This window comes from uncultured Polaribacter sp., from assembly GCF_947500975.1.
In the GTDB taxonomy this organism is placed as follows: domain Bacteria; phylum Bacteroidota; class Bacteroidia; order Flavobacteriales; family Flavobacteriaceae; genus Polaribacter.
This window is the reverse complement of record NZ_CANMUE010000003.1, coordinates 47,722-62,588: the sequence shown is the minus strand read 5'-3', so window position 1 is coordinate 62,588 and position 14,867 is coordinate 47,722. Positions and strand designations below refer to the sequence as shown.

Here is a 14,867-nt window from a genome sequence, read left to right as displayed (position 1 = left end):
ATTTTAAATTTAAGCTGTTTTTGGTCTAAGCTGAAAAAACTCAATATAACTAGGAGGGTTTTCAATAATTCCTCTTTCAGAAATTAGTTGAATATCTATGTTTCTTTCTTTTGCTTTAAATGCAAAATCTTCTAAAATTTCAATAATATCATTGTCTAAATACCTTGTTTTTCTAACATCTAACTCTAAATAGGTGTCTTTTGGTAAACTATCCAATTCTTTTAAAATAGCACCTTTGTTAAAGAAAGTAACTTCTTCTGCAAGCGTCATTTTTATTTTATGCTTACCATTACTTTTATCTTCGATGTGTAAAAAATGGGAATTTTGGAAACTCTTAATTAAGATTACAACAATTCCTACAGCTAATCCTAAGCCAATTCCCCATAATAAATCAATAAAAACAATTCCTAAAACGGTTACTGTAAATGGTAAAAATTGTTTCCAACCTTGCTTATACATTTGTAAAAACAATGCAGGTTTTGCTAATTTATAACCCACAATTAATAAAATTGCTGCTAATACAGAAAGAGGTATTTTATTTAATAAAGTTGGAATTAATATAACAGATATTAATAAGAAGAAACCATGAATAATGGCAGACATTTTAGTTCTTCCTCCAGATTGAATATTTGCTGAACTTCTAACAATTACTTGCGTAATAGGCAAACCACCAATTAAACCAGAAATTATATTTCCAGTACCTTGTGCTAATAATTCTCTGTTTGTTGGTGTAACATTTTTGTGAGGATCTAGTTTATCTGTAGCCTCAACACACAATAAAGTTTCTAAACTAGCCACTAAAGCTATTGTAAAAGCAACTACCCAAATTTCTGGATTTGTAATTGCACCAAAATTAGGAAAGCTAAATTGTCCTAGAAAAGAATCTAAATTATCTGGTACAGGAACACTTACCAAATGAGATGAACTAATACCATATTTTGAATTAGATTGTGTTATAAAAAAGTAAACAATACCCAAAACAACAGCAACTAATGGCCCTTGAATTAAGTTAAATATTTTTCCTTTTTTTGATAAAACATTGCTCCAAAGTAATAAGATTCCTAGCCCAATAAATCCAATAATTGTTGAACCTAAACTAATATTGTTTACCGTTTTAAGAATTTCAGAAAAAGTATTTTCTCCATCAATTTGAAAGAAAGCAAAATCTCCTCCTGAATTTGCATCATAACCAAAAAAGTGTGGTATTTGTTTTAGAATAATGATAATTCCAATACCTGTTAACATCCCTTTAATTACAGATGATGGAAAATAATAACCAATAATTCCTGCTTTTAAGAAACCAAAAATTAATTGTATAATTCCGCCTAAAACAACAGCAACTAAAAAGTTTTGATACCCCCCTAAAGTACCTATTGCAGTTAATACTATTGCTGCTAAACCCGCAGCTGGCCCACTAACACCTATTTTAGAGCCACTTAAGCCTCCTACTACAATACCACCAATAATACCGGCTATTAAGCCAGAAAAAAGAGGAGCACCACTTGCAAGAGCAATACCTAAACATAAAGGTAATGCAACAAAAAATACGACAATACTTGCAGGTAAATCGTTTTTAATATATTTAAACATATGTATATAATTTTGTTACCAAGCTTATTAAAACTTAGTATAATTTTGTTAAAAAATTTGTTTGATTTGTACTATAAAAACTACGAAAATTATGAGATAAATTCTGGAGGAGGTGTAAATATCTTTGGATATTTAGAAATGTAGTTTTTTGAAAGAAATCTAAGATTCTTATTTTTTTGAATCTCTCTTAATAAAAAAGAACAATTATGTTCTGTTTGTTGAATTTTTATCTCTAAATCTTTTGTAGATTCTTTTCCTTTTCCTTTTTCTTCTTCTTCATTCATATCAAGCAAAACTGAAATTTCATGATTGCAATCAACTAAACTAATAACTGTTGGAGCAACTATTAGATTAGAAAATATAATCATAAAAAAAAGTGTAATCTTAATTTTCAAAAGAGGTTATTTTTTATAAATAAGTGGTAAAAATAAGAAAGAAATCTGAAAGCATTGTTAACTATTTTTTAAAAGTCATTAAACAGTTTTAGTTCATTGCTTATGATCCAACCAATTTTTCCATCTGCAATTTTTATTTTTAACCAATTATCTACCGCATCTAAAACAATAACTTTTGTACCTTCATGCAAAGTAAATATTTCTTCTGCGTTAAAAGTTGGCGCATTTCTTACTTCTGTTTTTTCAACAAAAATAATAGCTTCTTTGTTGTTTTTATAAAAAGAATATTGATTGTAAGTAATAAAAAATGAAGCTATTAAAAAGATAAAACTTAAAATACTTGTTGCAAAATAGAAACGTTTTTTTGAAGGAGAATCTGCAAAATAAAATAATAAAAAAAGTAAACTTGCTAATGCAGATAAAACAACAACAACAATAGCCCATTGATTGTAAGAAAGCTTTTGTAGATAGTTTTGGTTAAATTTTTGAAAAACAGATTTTGGTAATTCTTCAATTTTATCAAGCGCTAAACGTTTAGCAAACACCAAATTGTTTTTTACATCTTCATTTAAAGGATCAAGTTTTAAAGCCTTTTCATAGTAATAAATAGATGGGCCAACTTTGTTAAGCTTGTAATAAGAGTTTCCTAAATTGTAAAATAATTCTAATGAAACTAAACCTTTAGACTCTATTTTTTTATAAAGTTCTACGGCTTCTTCAAACTTCTCTGTTTTGTATAAATTATTTGCACTAGAAAATATCTCATCTGTATTTTGAGCGCTTAAAGAGTTGGCAATTATCAGTAATAAAAATAGTATTTTTTTCATCTTACAACTGTTTATCTAATTGAACGATTACTTGTTTTGCTCTCTCAAATTCTTGTTTCATTTCTGTATCTGTTATTGGTGTATAACGCGCAAAATCTGAAGCTTTTAAAACATCTATAAATTGATGTATAGTAGTTTCATCAACACTTTTTTGTTGTAAAATTTGAGTAATTTTTTCTTTGCTAATATCAGCAATTTCAATACCTAATTTAGCTTTTAAATAATTATGTAAAGCACGTTCTAAAGCTTCATAAAAAGCTTCTTTTTTACCTAATTGTTTTTGTGCTTCTGATAAATATTTTTTGGCTAATTTTTCTGCTTTTCTTTGCTTTTTACCAACAACATCTCCATTTCGTGCTTCATTCTTCTTAGCAATAAAAATTCCAATAGGAATTGTTGCTAAAGGAAGTAAAAGCAACAAATAAAACAAGTAAGATTTGTAAAAATCAGAGTTTTCTTTAGTTTCAAAATTACTTTTGGTTTGAATATATCTAAAGTTTTTACCTGATGAAGTTACTGCCTGTTTCTCTAGATTATTGCTATTATTGGTTATTAATTCTTTGCCCTCAAGCACCTCTACAAATAAGTTATCAGTAGAAATTGTATGGTATTTTTCTTCAGAAGGATTAAAGTAAGAAAAAGAAGTACTTGGTATTTTATATTTGCCTTTATATTGTGGCACAACGGTGTATAAATCTGAAACAGAACCACTAATTCCATTACTAGCAACACGTACACTTTCCTTTCTTTCTGGTTGATAAATCTCTAACTCCGCAGGAGTTTCTACAGTTGGAAGTTCAAATAATTTTAAGTTACCTTTTCCAGAAACACTCAATTTAATTTGTGAGCTTTCATTGGCTTTTAAAGAGTTTTTACTTAATGAAACATCAAACTTAAATTTACCAACAGCACCTGTAAAGTTTTCTGGTTTGTTTTCTAAAGGAAGACTTTTAGGGCTAATTACTTTTTTAGCTGATGCAAATTCTCTTCTAATATTTTTTGTAATTACATTACCAAAAAAATCTGCCCTTCCTGTAGGCACACCAATAACAATATCCATTTTCATAGGATCAATTGTAAGTTTCCCTGTTTTTGTAGGAATCAATAATGCTTTTTGAAGTACAATATATCTGTATTTTTCACCATTGTATTTACCCATTTTTACAGGAAATCCGTTTATTTTAATTTCTTGATTCCAGAAACCATTATATTGTGGAGATTCTGTTACAGATGTATCGTAAACACTAATGTTCTCACTAACATACAATCTGTATTCTACATAAATTCCTTCACCAACATAAGGTCTAGATTTAGAAATTTCTGCAACTAAATGTATATTTTGATCGGCAATATAATTAGGGTCATTTGGGTTGTCTGGTACATCTACAGGGTCTAAAACAATAACTTTTAGAGTTTTAGATTTTAAAGTACCTCCGTTGTATTGTATGCTTGCTGGGTTAATAATTAACTCGCCCTTTTTTTTAGGTTGAAGAATATAACTGTAAGATTGAGAAAATTTTACCTTTCCATTAATCCAAGATTGACTTACAGCTTGGCTAGGTCCAGCTACAACTTTAAAGTTTGTGAATTTTGGTGGTTTAAAATTATCTGCACCTTGTTTGTTCACAGAAAACTCTATTTTTAAACGTTGGTTTAAGCCTAATTTATTTTTACTAATATTAACTTTTAATTCTGCCGATTGAGCAAAACTAGTTAACGTAAGTAAACTTATTATTATTGATATGTAAAATTTCAACTTCATATTAACCTCTCTAAATCTCACTAAAAGTTATTACCAATCTTTTTCTTGTTTTACTTTTTTGCCTTTTGCTTTTTTAGCATTCATCTTCTTTTGAGTCTTTTTCTCTTCGTTATTTAAGCTTTCTAACAACTGCTTAATTTGCTGAGGAGACATTTTTCCCTGTTGTGGTTTTGGCTTTTGTTCTTTATCTTTTTTATCATCCTTTTTAGGATCTTGATCTTTCTTTTTATCCTTATCTCCTTCACCATCTTTGTCTTTGTCGTCTTTTTTGTCTTTTTCTTTATCCTCGTCACCATCTTTCTTATCCTTATCTTTATTTTTGTCGTCTTTATCTTTTTTATCTTTATCCTTATCGTCTTTTTTGTCGTCCTTTTTATCGTCTTTGTTTTGCTGATTTTCTTTTTTTAATAAATCTTGAGCAACTGCTAAATTATAACGAGTTTCATCGTCATTAGGGTTGTTTCTTAAAGAGTTTTTATATGCATCTACAGCGCCTTGATAGTTTTTTTGTTCCATCATTGCATTACCAATATTGTGGTAAGCCTCTGCTTTTGTTTTTTTGTTTTCAGCTGTTTTTGCTGTTAATTCATATTGAGGTACGGCTTCTTTAAAATTTTTATTTTGATAAAAAGCATTCCCTAAATTATAACTTGCTTTATCATAATAAGAACTTTTATCTAAGGCTTTTCTATAAGCAACAGAAGCATCTGCATATTGTTTTTGAGCGTATAATTGATTTCCTTGTCTTACCATTTTTCTGGCATTACGTTGCGCTACAATAGAATCTTTTTGAGCTAAAATTTCTTTGGATGAAAATAGCATCAAACAGAAAATAAGAATGTTTAGTAATAATTTCATTTTTTATTTTTTTGCTTTTTCTTCGTTAAATAAATCTACTTTTCTTAACCATTTTGTTTTCTTGTCGAATAAGAAAATATCTAAGACTAAAAATAGAATTCCGATGGCTAAAAACCATTGGAATTGGTCTTTATAATCAGAAAATTGTGTGGTTTCAAATTCGCTTTTTTGCGCATTTGCAATAATTTCTGAAATTTCTTTTACAGGATTTTCAGTAACATTACCATCAATATATTTTCCATCAGCAGCATCTGCTATGTCTTTTAAAACTTCTGGTTTACGTTGTGTAATTACAGTTTCGCCTTTATTGTCTTTTTTGTAGCCAATCATAGAGCCATTTAAACGCATAGGAATTGGGCCACCTTTTTCTGTACCCACACCAATTGTGTAAATTTTTACACCATCGTTTGTTAAATTTTGTGCTACTTGTTTTGTTTCTTCTTGATGATCTTCTCCATCAGAAATAATAATTAAATATCTGTTAGTTTGCTCATCATTATTATAATAGGTTTTTGCCAATTCTAAGGCTTCATTTATTGCCGTACCTTGGCTAGAAACTAAATCTGGATTAGCATTTTGCAAAAACATATTTGCAGCGGCATGATCTGTTGTAATTGGTAAAAGTGGATAAGAATTACCTGCATAAATTATAATACCAACCCTGTCTGAACCTAGTTTATTAATAATTTTAGAGATAATTTGTTTTGCTTTTTCTAATCTATTTGGCGCAATATCTTCTGCCAACATACTTCTAGAAACATCTAATGCAAAAACAATATCTACACCTTCTCTTTTTACAGTTTTTAGTTTAGATCCCATTTTTGGATTTACCAAAGAAATTACCAAAAACGCAATTCCTAATAACAACATAATCAATTTTAATATCGATTTAAATGTTGATGAGTTTGGTGCTAATTTTTCTAATAAATCAGGATTTGAGAATTTACGTTGCGTTCTTTTTTTCCACCATAAAACCAATAGAAAAATAACAATCATTATAGGAATAATTGCTAGTAAATAAAAATAAATTGGTTCTTCTAATCTATACATTTCTTAATTTATATAAAACTTTTAAATAATGTGTTTCTTAATAAAAATTCTAATACTAATAAACCTAAAGCTAAAAAGACTAAAGACCTATACATTTCTTGATAATTGTAATATTTAAATTCTTCAATTTTTGTTTTTTCGAGTTTATCAATTTCATTATAAATTTCTTTTAATGATGTATTGTTTGTAGCTCTAAAATACTTTCCGTTTGTTTCTTTAGCAATTTCTTTTAACAAAGCTTCGTCAATTTCTACTTGTTGTTGCCTAAAGTTTAATTTACCAGTTCTTGGGTCTTTACTCCAAGGAAAATCGGCCATTCCGTTTGTTCCAATTCCTATTGTGTATACTTTAATATTTAATTCTTTTGCAAGTTCTGTTGCTGTTCTTGGATCTATATTTCCTGAATTGTTTACACCATCCGTTAATAAAATAATTACTTTACTTTTTGCCTTACTTTCTTTTAATCTGTTTACACCAGAACCTAAACCCATTCCAATAGCTGTTCCGCCTTCTAATTGCCCCCATTTTAATTCAGAAATTGTACGCTTTACAATGCCTTTATCACTTGTTATAGGTGTTTGGGTAAAACTTTCTCCGGCATAAACTACAATACCAATTCTATCATTAGGTCTTCTATCAATAAAATTTACAGCTACTTTTTTTAGTGCTTCTAATCTGTTTGGTTTTAAATCTCTGGCTAACATACTAGCAGAAACATCAATTGCCATTACAATATCAATTCCTTTATTTGATTTAGTTTTTTTACTTACGGAAACGTTTCTTGGTCTTGCTAGAGCAACAATTACTGCGGCTAAAGCAAGTAATCTTAAAAGATATAAAAGTGGTTTTAATTTTGATAAAAAAGATTTTTCTGCTTTAAAGCCTTTAACACTTGGCATTGTTAAAATTGCTGCGTCTTTTTTACGCATAAAAAAATGCCAAATTGCTAACAAAGGAATTACGGCTAGCAACCAAAAAAACTCTGGATTTAGAAATTCAAAATTACTCCAATTCATCATCTTCAATAGCTGGTTTAGGTTTTAAATTACTAACAATATCTTCAGCATCTTTTCTATCTTCTTCAATTTCTAAAGCTAAAGGTTTCGATTTTGCAAACTTCACTAAATCTGCTTCTTGTAATAAATCTTTTAACTTTTTAATAGTTTCATTTGATGTTAATATTGTGTTTGATGTATTAAAATCGGTTAAAGTTTCTATAATCTCATCGGTTGTTTTTTCTAAAGCAGGCACATGTAATTCTCTTTCAATATAACCTCTTAGAATGTCTGTAAGTTCACTATAATATTCTTTTGTTTTGTTGTTTTGCCACAACAGTTTTTCGTCTAATTCATTTAATTTAAACATAGCTTCATCATAAGGCGGTAAGGCTTTATAAGTTGGTATATCCTCTTCAATTTTACGCTTTCTAAAAACGAAATAATAAATCCAAAATCCAATTATTATTAAAGCTGCAATAAGAATGTAGATGTACATTTTAAAATCATCAAAAACATAAGGTTCTGCTTTGATTGCTTTAATAGGAAATTTCTTAATTTTTGTTGTATCTATAGGTACTGTAACAACATTTATTAATAAAGAATCTGTAAGATATGCTTGGTTTTTTACAAATATTTGTTGTTGCGGAATGTAATATGCGCCGCTATCAAAACCAGTTATAATATACTTTTGAATAAGCACATTATTAAGTGTATCAACCTTTGAAGAATCGATAACTTCTAATCCTTTTAATTCTAATTTAGGTAAAATTACATTTTCAGTTTCATTTACAGTAACACTTAAATTAAATTGTTCTCCAATTCTAATTTGTGAGGTTTCTGATTGCATTTTTACCATGGAATTTTGGGCAAATGCAATAGATGAAATTAATAATAAAAAGATATGTAGAATATATTTTCTCATTTTGTTTACCTTCCTTTATGTTTAAAATATCCTAATAATTTTTTCACGTAGCTTTCATCAACTCTTGTATTGATGGTTCCTGCACCACTTCTTTTAAAGGTATTTGTGTAATAATCAGAAAGTCTTAAAGCATTTGCTTTGTAATTTTTTCTGGTTGATTTTGATGATGTATTTACTACCTGTACAGTTCCTGTTTCTGCATCTAACATTGGTACCATTCCTAAATTAGGAATTTCTTCATCATGTTTATCATAGACTCTAATCCCTGTTAAATCGTGCTTTTTACCAGCAATTTTTAATGTTTTTTCATAATCATCGTCCATAAAATCAGACAGCATAAAAACAATGGCTTTCTTTTTCATCACACTAGATAAAAATTTTAAAGCAGCTGCAATATTAGTCTTTTTACTTTTGGGTTTAAATTCAATTAGTTCTCTAATGATTCTTAAAACATGGCTTTTTCCTTTTTTGGGAGGAATATATAGTTCTACATCATCAGAAAATAAAACTAAACCCACTTTATCGTTATTTTGAGTTGCCGAAAAGGCAAGTGTTGCAGCAATTTCTGTAACTGTATCTTTTTTAAATTGTGTTGATGTTCCAAAAAGTTCTGAACCAGAAACATCTACCATTAACAACATTGTTAATTCACGTTCTTCTTCAAAAACTTTTATGTAAGGTTCGTTATATCGTGCAGTAACATTCCAATCTATTGCTCTTACATCATCTCCAAATTGGTACTGGCGAACTTCAGAAAAAGTCATACCACGTCCTTTGAATGATGAATGGTATTCTCCTCCAAAAATATGATCAGACAAACGCCTTGTCTTAATCTCTATTTTACGAACTTTTTTAAGTATTTCTTTTGTTTCCAAAGTTTAATCGTTTAATTGTGTATTTGTTTAATTGCTTGTTTACCTGCCTTTCAACAGTTAAACAATTCCACGATTTAACAATTTTTAAGGTACTTCAACCTCATTAATAATAGAATTAATAATATCTACAGAAGTTACATTTTCTGCTTCGGCTTCATAAGTAATTCCAATTCTGTGACGTAAAACATCTGTAACTACAGCCCTAACGTCTTCTGGAATTACATATCCTCTTCTTTTAATAAAAGCGTAACATTTTGCTGCTTTTGCTAAATTGATACTTCCACGAGGTGAAGCTCCAAAACTGATTAAATCTTTTAAATTTGACAAATTATATTTCTCTGGATAACGTGTTGCAAAAATGATATCTAGAATGTATTTTTCAATTTTTTCATCCATATAAACCTCAGCAGCCACTTCTCTAGCTTTTATAATCTGATCTACAGTAATTACAGGGTTTACTTTTTCATATCCTCCACTTAAATTCTGACGCATAATAACTTGCTCGTCTTGTAGTTTAGGATAATCAATAACCACTTTTAGCATAAATCTATCAACTTGTGCTTCTGGCAAAGGGTATGTTCCTTCTTGTTCTACAGGATTTTGAGTTGCCATTACTAAAAAAGGCTCATCTAATTTAAAAGTAGTGTCGCCAATTGTAATTTGACGCTCTTGCATAGCTTCTAATAATGCAGATTGTACTTTTGCCGGTGCTCTGTTTATTTCATCAGCTAAAACAAAATTTGCAAAAATTGGGCCTTTTTTAATAGAAAAATCATTGTCTTTCATGTTGTAAATCATAGTTCCAACAACATCGGCAGGTAATAAATCTGGAGTAAACTGAACTCTACTAAAACTGCCTTGTACAGCTTTAGATAAAGTATTGATTGCCAAAGTTTTTGCTAAACCCGGTACACCTTCTAATAAAATATGTCCATTACCAAGTAGACCAATTAACAAACTTTCTATCATTTGTTTTTGTCCAACAATTACCTTATTCATTTCTAAGGTTAGTATGTCTATAAAGGCACTTTCTCTTTCAATTTTTTCATTAATAGCTCTAACATCTACATCCATTATATCTGATAATTAATTAATAATTTGTTCTACTTACAAAGCTACAATTTTAACATTTTTTTTTTTGTTAAAAGAAGGTTAAAGATATTAATAATTTAAAATGTAATTTAATTGTTAAATGATTGATATATTTATTTTTTTTAGGTTTTTTTCTTAATAAAATGTTAAAATTATTTGCCTTATTCAAATAAAACCTTAATATTTGTTTTTATAAACAAAAAATATTTAATATATGAAACAAAAAAACGTATTTAAAATTTTAGCAGTTTTTTTATTGTTCTTACCAATTTCATTGGCAGCGCAAACAATAAAGGGGAAAGTTACAGACACTTCTGGTGAGGTTATACCTTATATGAATGTGATACAAAAAGGTACAAGTAATGGTGCTACTACGGATGATAATGGAGAGTTTAACTTAACAGTAAAAAGTTTACCAGTTACTATTGTAGTTTCTTCTATTGGTTATAAAACTAAGGAAGTAAGTATAACTTCTAACGCAGCAGTAACAATTGTTGTTGAAGAAGGAAGTGAATCTTTAGATGAAATAGTTATTACAGGTTCTAGAACTCCTCAAAGAAGTAATACAAAAAGCCCTTTACCAATAGATGTTGTTTCTGCAAAGGATTTAATATCAACTGGTCAAACAACTTTTGATAAGGCTTTACAATATAAGATTCCATCATTTAACACTGTACAAACACCAGTTAACGATGCAACTTCTTTATTAGACCCTTATGAAATTAGAAATATGGGACCAAGTAGAACCTTAATTTTAATTAATGGTAAGCGTAAAAATTTAAGTGCTTTATTGTATACACAAACTTCTCCAGGTAGAGGAGAAACAGGTTCAGATATTTCTGGTATTCCTACAGATGCTATTAAAACAGTTGAAGTATTAAGAGATGGGGCTTCTGCACAGTATGGTTCTGATGCAATTGCGGGTGTAATAAACATTATTTTAAAAGATACACCAAAAGGAGGTTCTGCTACGTTAAGAACAGGTATAACATCTGAAGGAGATGGAGAAATGTTTGGAGTTAGTATAAATAATGGTTCTTCAATTGGTGATGATAAAGGGTTTATAAACTATACAGTAGATTTTTCTAAAACTAGTTTATCAAACAGACCAGGAACTGTAAACGCAGTAGCTGAGGCTGATGGTGATTTAGGTTTTGGTGCTGATTTAGCTTTTGTACAAGAGTTTTTAACAAGAAATCCTGATGCTGGGAATATTAACGGTTCACCAGAAACTGCTGCCGCTAAATTTTTAGTGAATGGTGAATATAAATTAAGTGAAGAATCTAAACTGTATTTTAATGCTGCTTTTATAAATAAAAAAGTAAATAGTTATGCAAATTATAGAACTCCGTATTGGAGAACAGTAGAGGATATGCCATATTTAGCAGATTTTTTCCCAGGAGATAATCCAACTACAGATGGAGGTTATGATGGATATGTGCCTACTTTTGAAGGAGATTTAAATGATTATAATGCAACCATAGGTTTTAAAACGGTTAAAAATGAATGGAATATTGATGCTAGTTTTACTACTGGTGGAAATTCTCAAACATATAAAATTAATGATTCTCATAATAGAAACCTTGTATATTCTCCTTCTACTTGGGTAGATGCTGATGGTGATGGCATTGTTGATGATGGAGAAATTACCGAAGGGTCTCAATTATATAGAGAAAATAGTAAAAAATCTTTTGATCCAGGAGGAACTGCTTTTTCTCACAATGTTGGTAATATGGATATTTCTAAAATACTTTCTGATAATTTAAGTGTTGCTTTTGGTACGGAGTTTAGATATGAAACTTTTGAAGTTATTGAAGGAGAATTAGCATCTTATGATGGTGGTGGTGCAGATTCATTTTCAGGAAACAGTCCTGAAAATTCAGGAAAGTTTACACGTTACAACTTTGGTGGTTATGCATCATTAAACTGGAACCCTTCTGAAAACTTAACTTTGGACGGTACTATTAGGTCTGAAAATTATTCTGATTTTGGAAATGCTTTTGTTTGGAAAGCAAGTGGAGCATATACAATAAACGACAAGTATACATTAAGAAGTTCTTTATCTACAGGGTTTAGAGCACCAACTTTACATCAAATTTATACTCAAAAAGCGCAATATAGTTTTGTGCCTGGACAAGGAATTCAAGTAGGTGGTTTGGTAAATAACGTATCTACACAAGCAGGTTTATTAGGTTTAGATAAATTAGATGCTGAAACTTCAACAAACTTTACATTAGGTTTTGGAGGTAAAGTTAATAGACATTTAAGTTTTACTTTTGATTACTACAACATTGTTGTTAAAGATAGAATTGTTTTAGGTTCTGAAATTACAGGAACGGCTTTTGATAGTGAAGGTGTTAATATTGGTACTACACCACTTGATGATATTTTAAGAGATAATAATTTATCTGATTTAAGTTTTTTCTCTAATGCAATAGATACTAAAACTTCGGGAATAGATGTAGTAATTGGTTATCAAGGTATTGAAGTTGGTAATGGAAAATTAGGCTTTAACTTATCTGGTAATTATACAATTCAAAATGAAAGAGATGGAGATGTTAAGAATCCAACTCTAGTTTCTGATGCAGGACAATCTGTTGTTAATGATACTCAAGAAGCATTATTTTTTACTTCTAGGCCTCAAACAAAATGGATTTTAGGCACTAACTATGATATTGGTAAATGGGGATTGTCATTAAATAATACATATTTTGGAAAAACAACATTTAAGCAACAAGGTTTAGATTCTAATTTAAGAACAGAATTTACACCTAAGGTTGTAACAGATTTAGGTATTAACTTTAATGCAACAGAAAAACTTACAATTGCATTAAATGTAAATAATTTATTAAATGTATTACCAGAGTGGGCATTTAAAGCTGAAAATGCTACAGGACAAGCTATTATTGATAGTACAGCAATTACTTCTACTGGTCAAACTGAAATTCAAAACCAGTCTGATTTAATTACATTTAACCAACGTTATTCTCAAATGACTTATGATGGTTACCACTTTAGTCAATTAGGAACTATGTTTAACTTATCATTAAACTACAGATTCTAATCAATAATTAAAATTATATATTAGTAAAATGCTACTTTTTCAAGTAGCATTTTTTTATCTTTATTTTTTAATAATTATGGATTATGAATCTACTTTAAAACGGGTATTTACTAAAAACGAAAGGGAGCTATGATAACTTATAAAAAATCTTCTACTAAATCAGAATTAGAGCAAATTTTAAAACTGCAAAAAATTAATTTATATCAAAATCTATCAGAAAAAGAAAGGGTAGAACAAGGTTTTGTAACAGTAGAACATTCATTTGAAATTTTAAAAAAAATGAATGATAAATGTGAACATACAATTGCAATATGTGATAATAAAGTAATTGGTTTTGCACTATCAATGACCTTAGATTTTGCAAATGATATTCCTGTTTTAAAACCAATGTTTAATGAAATGTCAAGTATAATTTCTGATGAAAATTATATTGTAATGGGGCAAATTTGCATTGATAAAAATTACAGAGGCAAAGGTGTTTTTAAGGGATTATATCAATTTATGAAGACTGATGTATGTGCTAATGGGCAATTTAAGTTAATTGTTACAGAAATTGATGTTAAAAATAGTAGGTCTTTAAATGCTCATCAATCTGTTGGATTTATCAAATTGAAAGATTATAATTTTGAAAATAAAATGTGGAGAATTGTTTCTTTAGAGGTTTAATATTTTTTCAATAAAAACTCTTTTTCATCAAATTTACCATACGTAAAATACTGAATCCAATCTCCTAAATTAATGTATTTTGAGTTTTCTTGTAGTTCTATTTCTAAAGGCAAATGTCTATGACCGAATACAAAATAATCATAGTGTTCTTGTGTTAGTTTTTGCTTGCAATATTGCACTAACCATTCATTTTCATCTCCTAAATATTTAGCATCTTCATCACCAGAAATTAGTTTGTTTTTTACAGACATATATTGCCCTAGTTTAACACCTAAATCTGGATGAAGCCATCTAAACATCCATTTAAATAAAGGGAATGTAAACACTTTTTTCATGCGTTTAAAACCTTTGTCTCCAGGTCCTAAACCATCTCCATGACCAATTAAAAACTTTTTATTGTTGATGATAAATTCTTGAGGTTTATGATATACGGGAATATTTAATTCTTTTTCAAAATAATCGTTCATCCATAAATCATGATTACCAACAAAAAAATAAATAGGAATTCCTGAATCTCTAATTTCAGCAAGTTTTCCTAAAACTCTAACAAATCCTTTAGGAACAACCGTTTTATATTCGTGCCAAAAATCGAACAAATCACCTAATAAAAAAATTGCTTCTGCATCTTTTTTAACTTCGTCTAACCAGGCTACAAACTTTTTTTCGCGAGGTAAACTAGCTTCTGGAGTTGGTGCTCCTAAATGTTGATCTGAAGCAAAATAGACTTTTTTGTTTTTAGAGGTAGTGATAGTAATCATTGTTACAAAG

Annotated in this window: 13 protein-coding genes; 2 read left to right on the top strand and 11 right to left on the bottom strand. The window is 29.1% G+C overall.

The window, feature by feature from the left end; all coding sequences use genetic code 11:
- Nucleotides 1–9 precede the first annotated feature (9 nt).
- From Q0733_RS03995 to Q0733_RS03950, 10 genes are all read right to left on the bottom strand, one after another.
- Entirely contained in the window at nt 10–1,590 is a 1,581-nt protein-coding gene (locus Q0733_RS03995; RefSeq protein ID WP_298779264.1) for a SulP family inorganic anion transporter, read from the bottom strand.
- Between the two features lie 89 nt (nt 1,591–1,679).
- Nucleotides 1,680–1,958 (bottom strand): hypothetical protein, encoded by a 279-nt coding sequence (locus Q0733_RS03990; RefSeq protein WP_298779262.1) that lies wholly within the window; start codon nt 1,956–1,958, stop codon nt 1,680–1,682.
- Between the two features lie 95 nt (nt 1,959–2,053).
- Nucleotides 2,054–2,812, bottom strand: coding sequence for an SH3 domain-containing protein (locus Q0733_RS03985; protein WP_298779260.1), 759 nt, complete (start codon nt 2,810–2,812; stop codon nt 2,054–2,056).
- Between the two features lies 1 nt (nt 2,813).
- Nucleotides 2,814–4,574: a BatD family protein gene (locus tag Q0733_RS03980; protein WP_298779258.1), complete on the bottom strand. Its 1,761-nt coding sequence runs from the start codon at nt 4,572–4,574 to the stop codon at nt 2,814–2,816.
- Nucleotides 4,575–4,604: 30 nt separating this feature from the next.
- Nucleotides 4,605–5,432: a tetratricopeptide repeat protein gene (locus Q0733_RS03975; protein WP_298779255.1), complete on the bottom strand. Its 828-nt coding sequence runs from the start codon at nt 5,430–5,432 to the stop codon at nt 4,605–4,607.
- A gap of 3 nt (nt 5,433–5,435) precedes the next feature.
- Nucleotides 5,436–6,482, bottom strand: a complete 1,047-nt coding sequence (locus Q0733_RS03970; protein WP_298779253.1) for a VWA domain-containing protein — start codon at nt 6,480–6,482, stop codon at nt 5,436–5,438.
- A gap of 8 nt (nt 6,483–6,490) precedes the next feature.
- Nucleotides 6,491–7,498, bottom strand: coding sequence for a VWA domain-containing protein (locus tag Q0733_RS03965; protein WP_298779902.1), 1,008 nt, complete (start codon nt 7,496–7,498; stop codon nt 6,491–6,493).
- Complete coding sequence (locus Q0733_RS03960; protein ID WP_298779251.1) at nt 7,485–8,402, bottom strand: BatD family protein; 918 nt, start codon at nt 8,400–8,402, stop codon at nt 7,485–7,487. The genes Q0733_RS03965 and Q0733_RS03960 overlap by 14 nt, the downstream gene beginning before the upstream one ends.
- Nucleotides 8,403–8,407: 5 nt before the next feature.
- Nucleotides 8,408–9,277, bottom strand: a complete 870-nt coding sequence (locus tag Q0733_RS03955) for a DUF58 domain-containing protein (RefSeq protein WP_298779249.1) — start codon at nt 9,275–9,277, stop codon at nt 8,408–8,410.
- A gap of 84 nt (nt 9,278–9,361) precedes the next feature.
- A complete protein-coding gene (locus tag Q0733_RS03950; RefSeq protein ID WP_298779246.1) occupies nt 9,362–10,351 on the bottom strand; it encodes a MoxR family ATPase in 990 nt (329 codons plus the stop codon).
- 232 nt (nt 10,352–10,583) lie between these two features.
- Here Q0733_RS03950 and Q0733_RS03945 point away from each other — a divergent pair, with 232 nt between their 5' ends.
- Entirely contained in the window at nt 10,584–13,433 is a 2,850-nt protein-coding gene (locus Q0733_RS03945; RefSeq protein WP_298779243.1) for a TonB-dependent receptor, read from the top strand.
- A 129-nt stretch (nt 13,434–13,562) separates the two neighbouring features.
- Entirely contained in the window at nt 13,563–14,099 is a 537-nt protein-coding gene (locus Q0733_RS03940; protein ID WP_298779241.1) for a GNAT family N-acetyltransferase, read from the top strand.
- Here the strand turns inward: Q0733_RS03940 and Q0733_RS03935 are convergent.
- Entirely contained in the window at nt 14,096–14,857 is a 762-nt protein-coding gene (locus Q0733_RS03935) for a UDP-2,3-diacylglucosamine diphosphatase (RefSeq protein WP_298779239.1), read from the bottom strand. The genes Q0733_RS03940 and Q0733_RS03935 overlap by 4 nt on opposite strands.
- Nucleotides 14,858–14,867: the final 10 nt, after the last annotated feature.

Excerpts from the sequence above, each read along its gene's own strand:
- Q0733_RS03995 (WP_298779264.1), bottom strand. The coding sequence starts at position 1,590 with ATGTTTAAATATATTAAAAACGATTTACCTGCAAGTATTGTCGTATTT.
- Q0733_RS03990 (WP_298779262.1), bottom strand. The coding sequence starts at position 1,958 with ATGATTATATTTTCTAATCTAATAGTTGCTCCAACAGTTATTAGTTTA.
- Q0733_RS03985 (WP_298779260.1), bottom strand. The coding sequence starts at position 2,812 with ATGAAAAAAATACTATTTTTATTACTGATAATTGCCAACTCTTTAAGC.
- Q0733_RS03980 (WP_298779258.1), bottom strand. The coding sequence starts at position 4,574 with ATGAAGTTGAAATTTTACATATCAATAATAATAAGTTTACTTACGTTA.
- Q0733_RS03975 (WP_298779255.1), bottom strand. The coding sequence starts at position 5,432 with ATGAAATTATTACTAAACATTCTTATTTTCTGTTTGATGCTATTTTCA.
- Q0733_RS03970 (WP_298779253.1), bottom strand. The coding sequence starts at position 6,482 with ATGTATAGATTAGAAGAACCAATTTATTTTTATTTACTAGCAATTATT.
- Q0733_RS03965 (WP_298779902.1), bottom strand. The coding sequence starts at position 7,498 with ATGAATTGGAGTAATTTTGAATTTCTAAATCCAGAGTTTTTTTGGTTG.
- Q0733_RS03960 (WP_298779251.1), bottom strand. The coding sequence starts at position 8,402 with ATGAGAAAATATATTCTACATATCTTTTTATTATTAATTTCATCTATT.
- Q0733_RS03950 (WP_298779246.1), bottom strand. The coding sequence starts at position 10,351 with ATGGATGTAGATGTTAGAGCTATTAATGAAAAAATTGAAAGAGAAAGT.
- Q0733_RS03945 (WP_298779243.1), top strand. The coding sequence starts at position 10,584 with ATGAAACAAAAAAACGTATTTAAAATTTTAGCAGTTTTTTTATTGTTC.
- Q0733_RS03940 (WP_298779241.1), top strand. The coding sequence starts at position 13,563 with ATGATAACTTATAAAAAATCTTCTACTAAATCAGAATTAGAGCAAATT.
- Q0733_RS03935 (WP_298779239.1), bottom strand. The coding sequence starts at position 14,857 with ATGATTACTATCACTACCTCTAAAAACAAAAAAGTCTATTTTGCTTCA.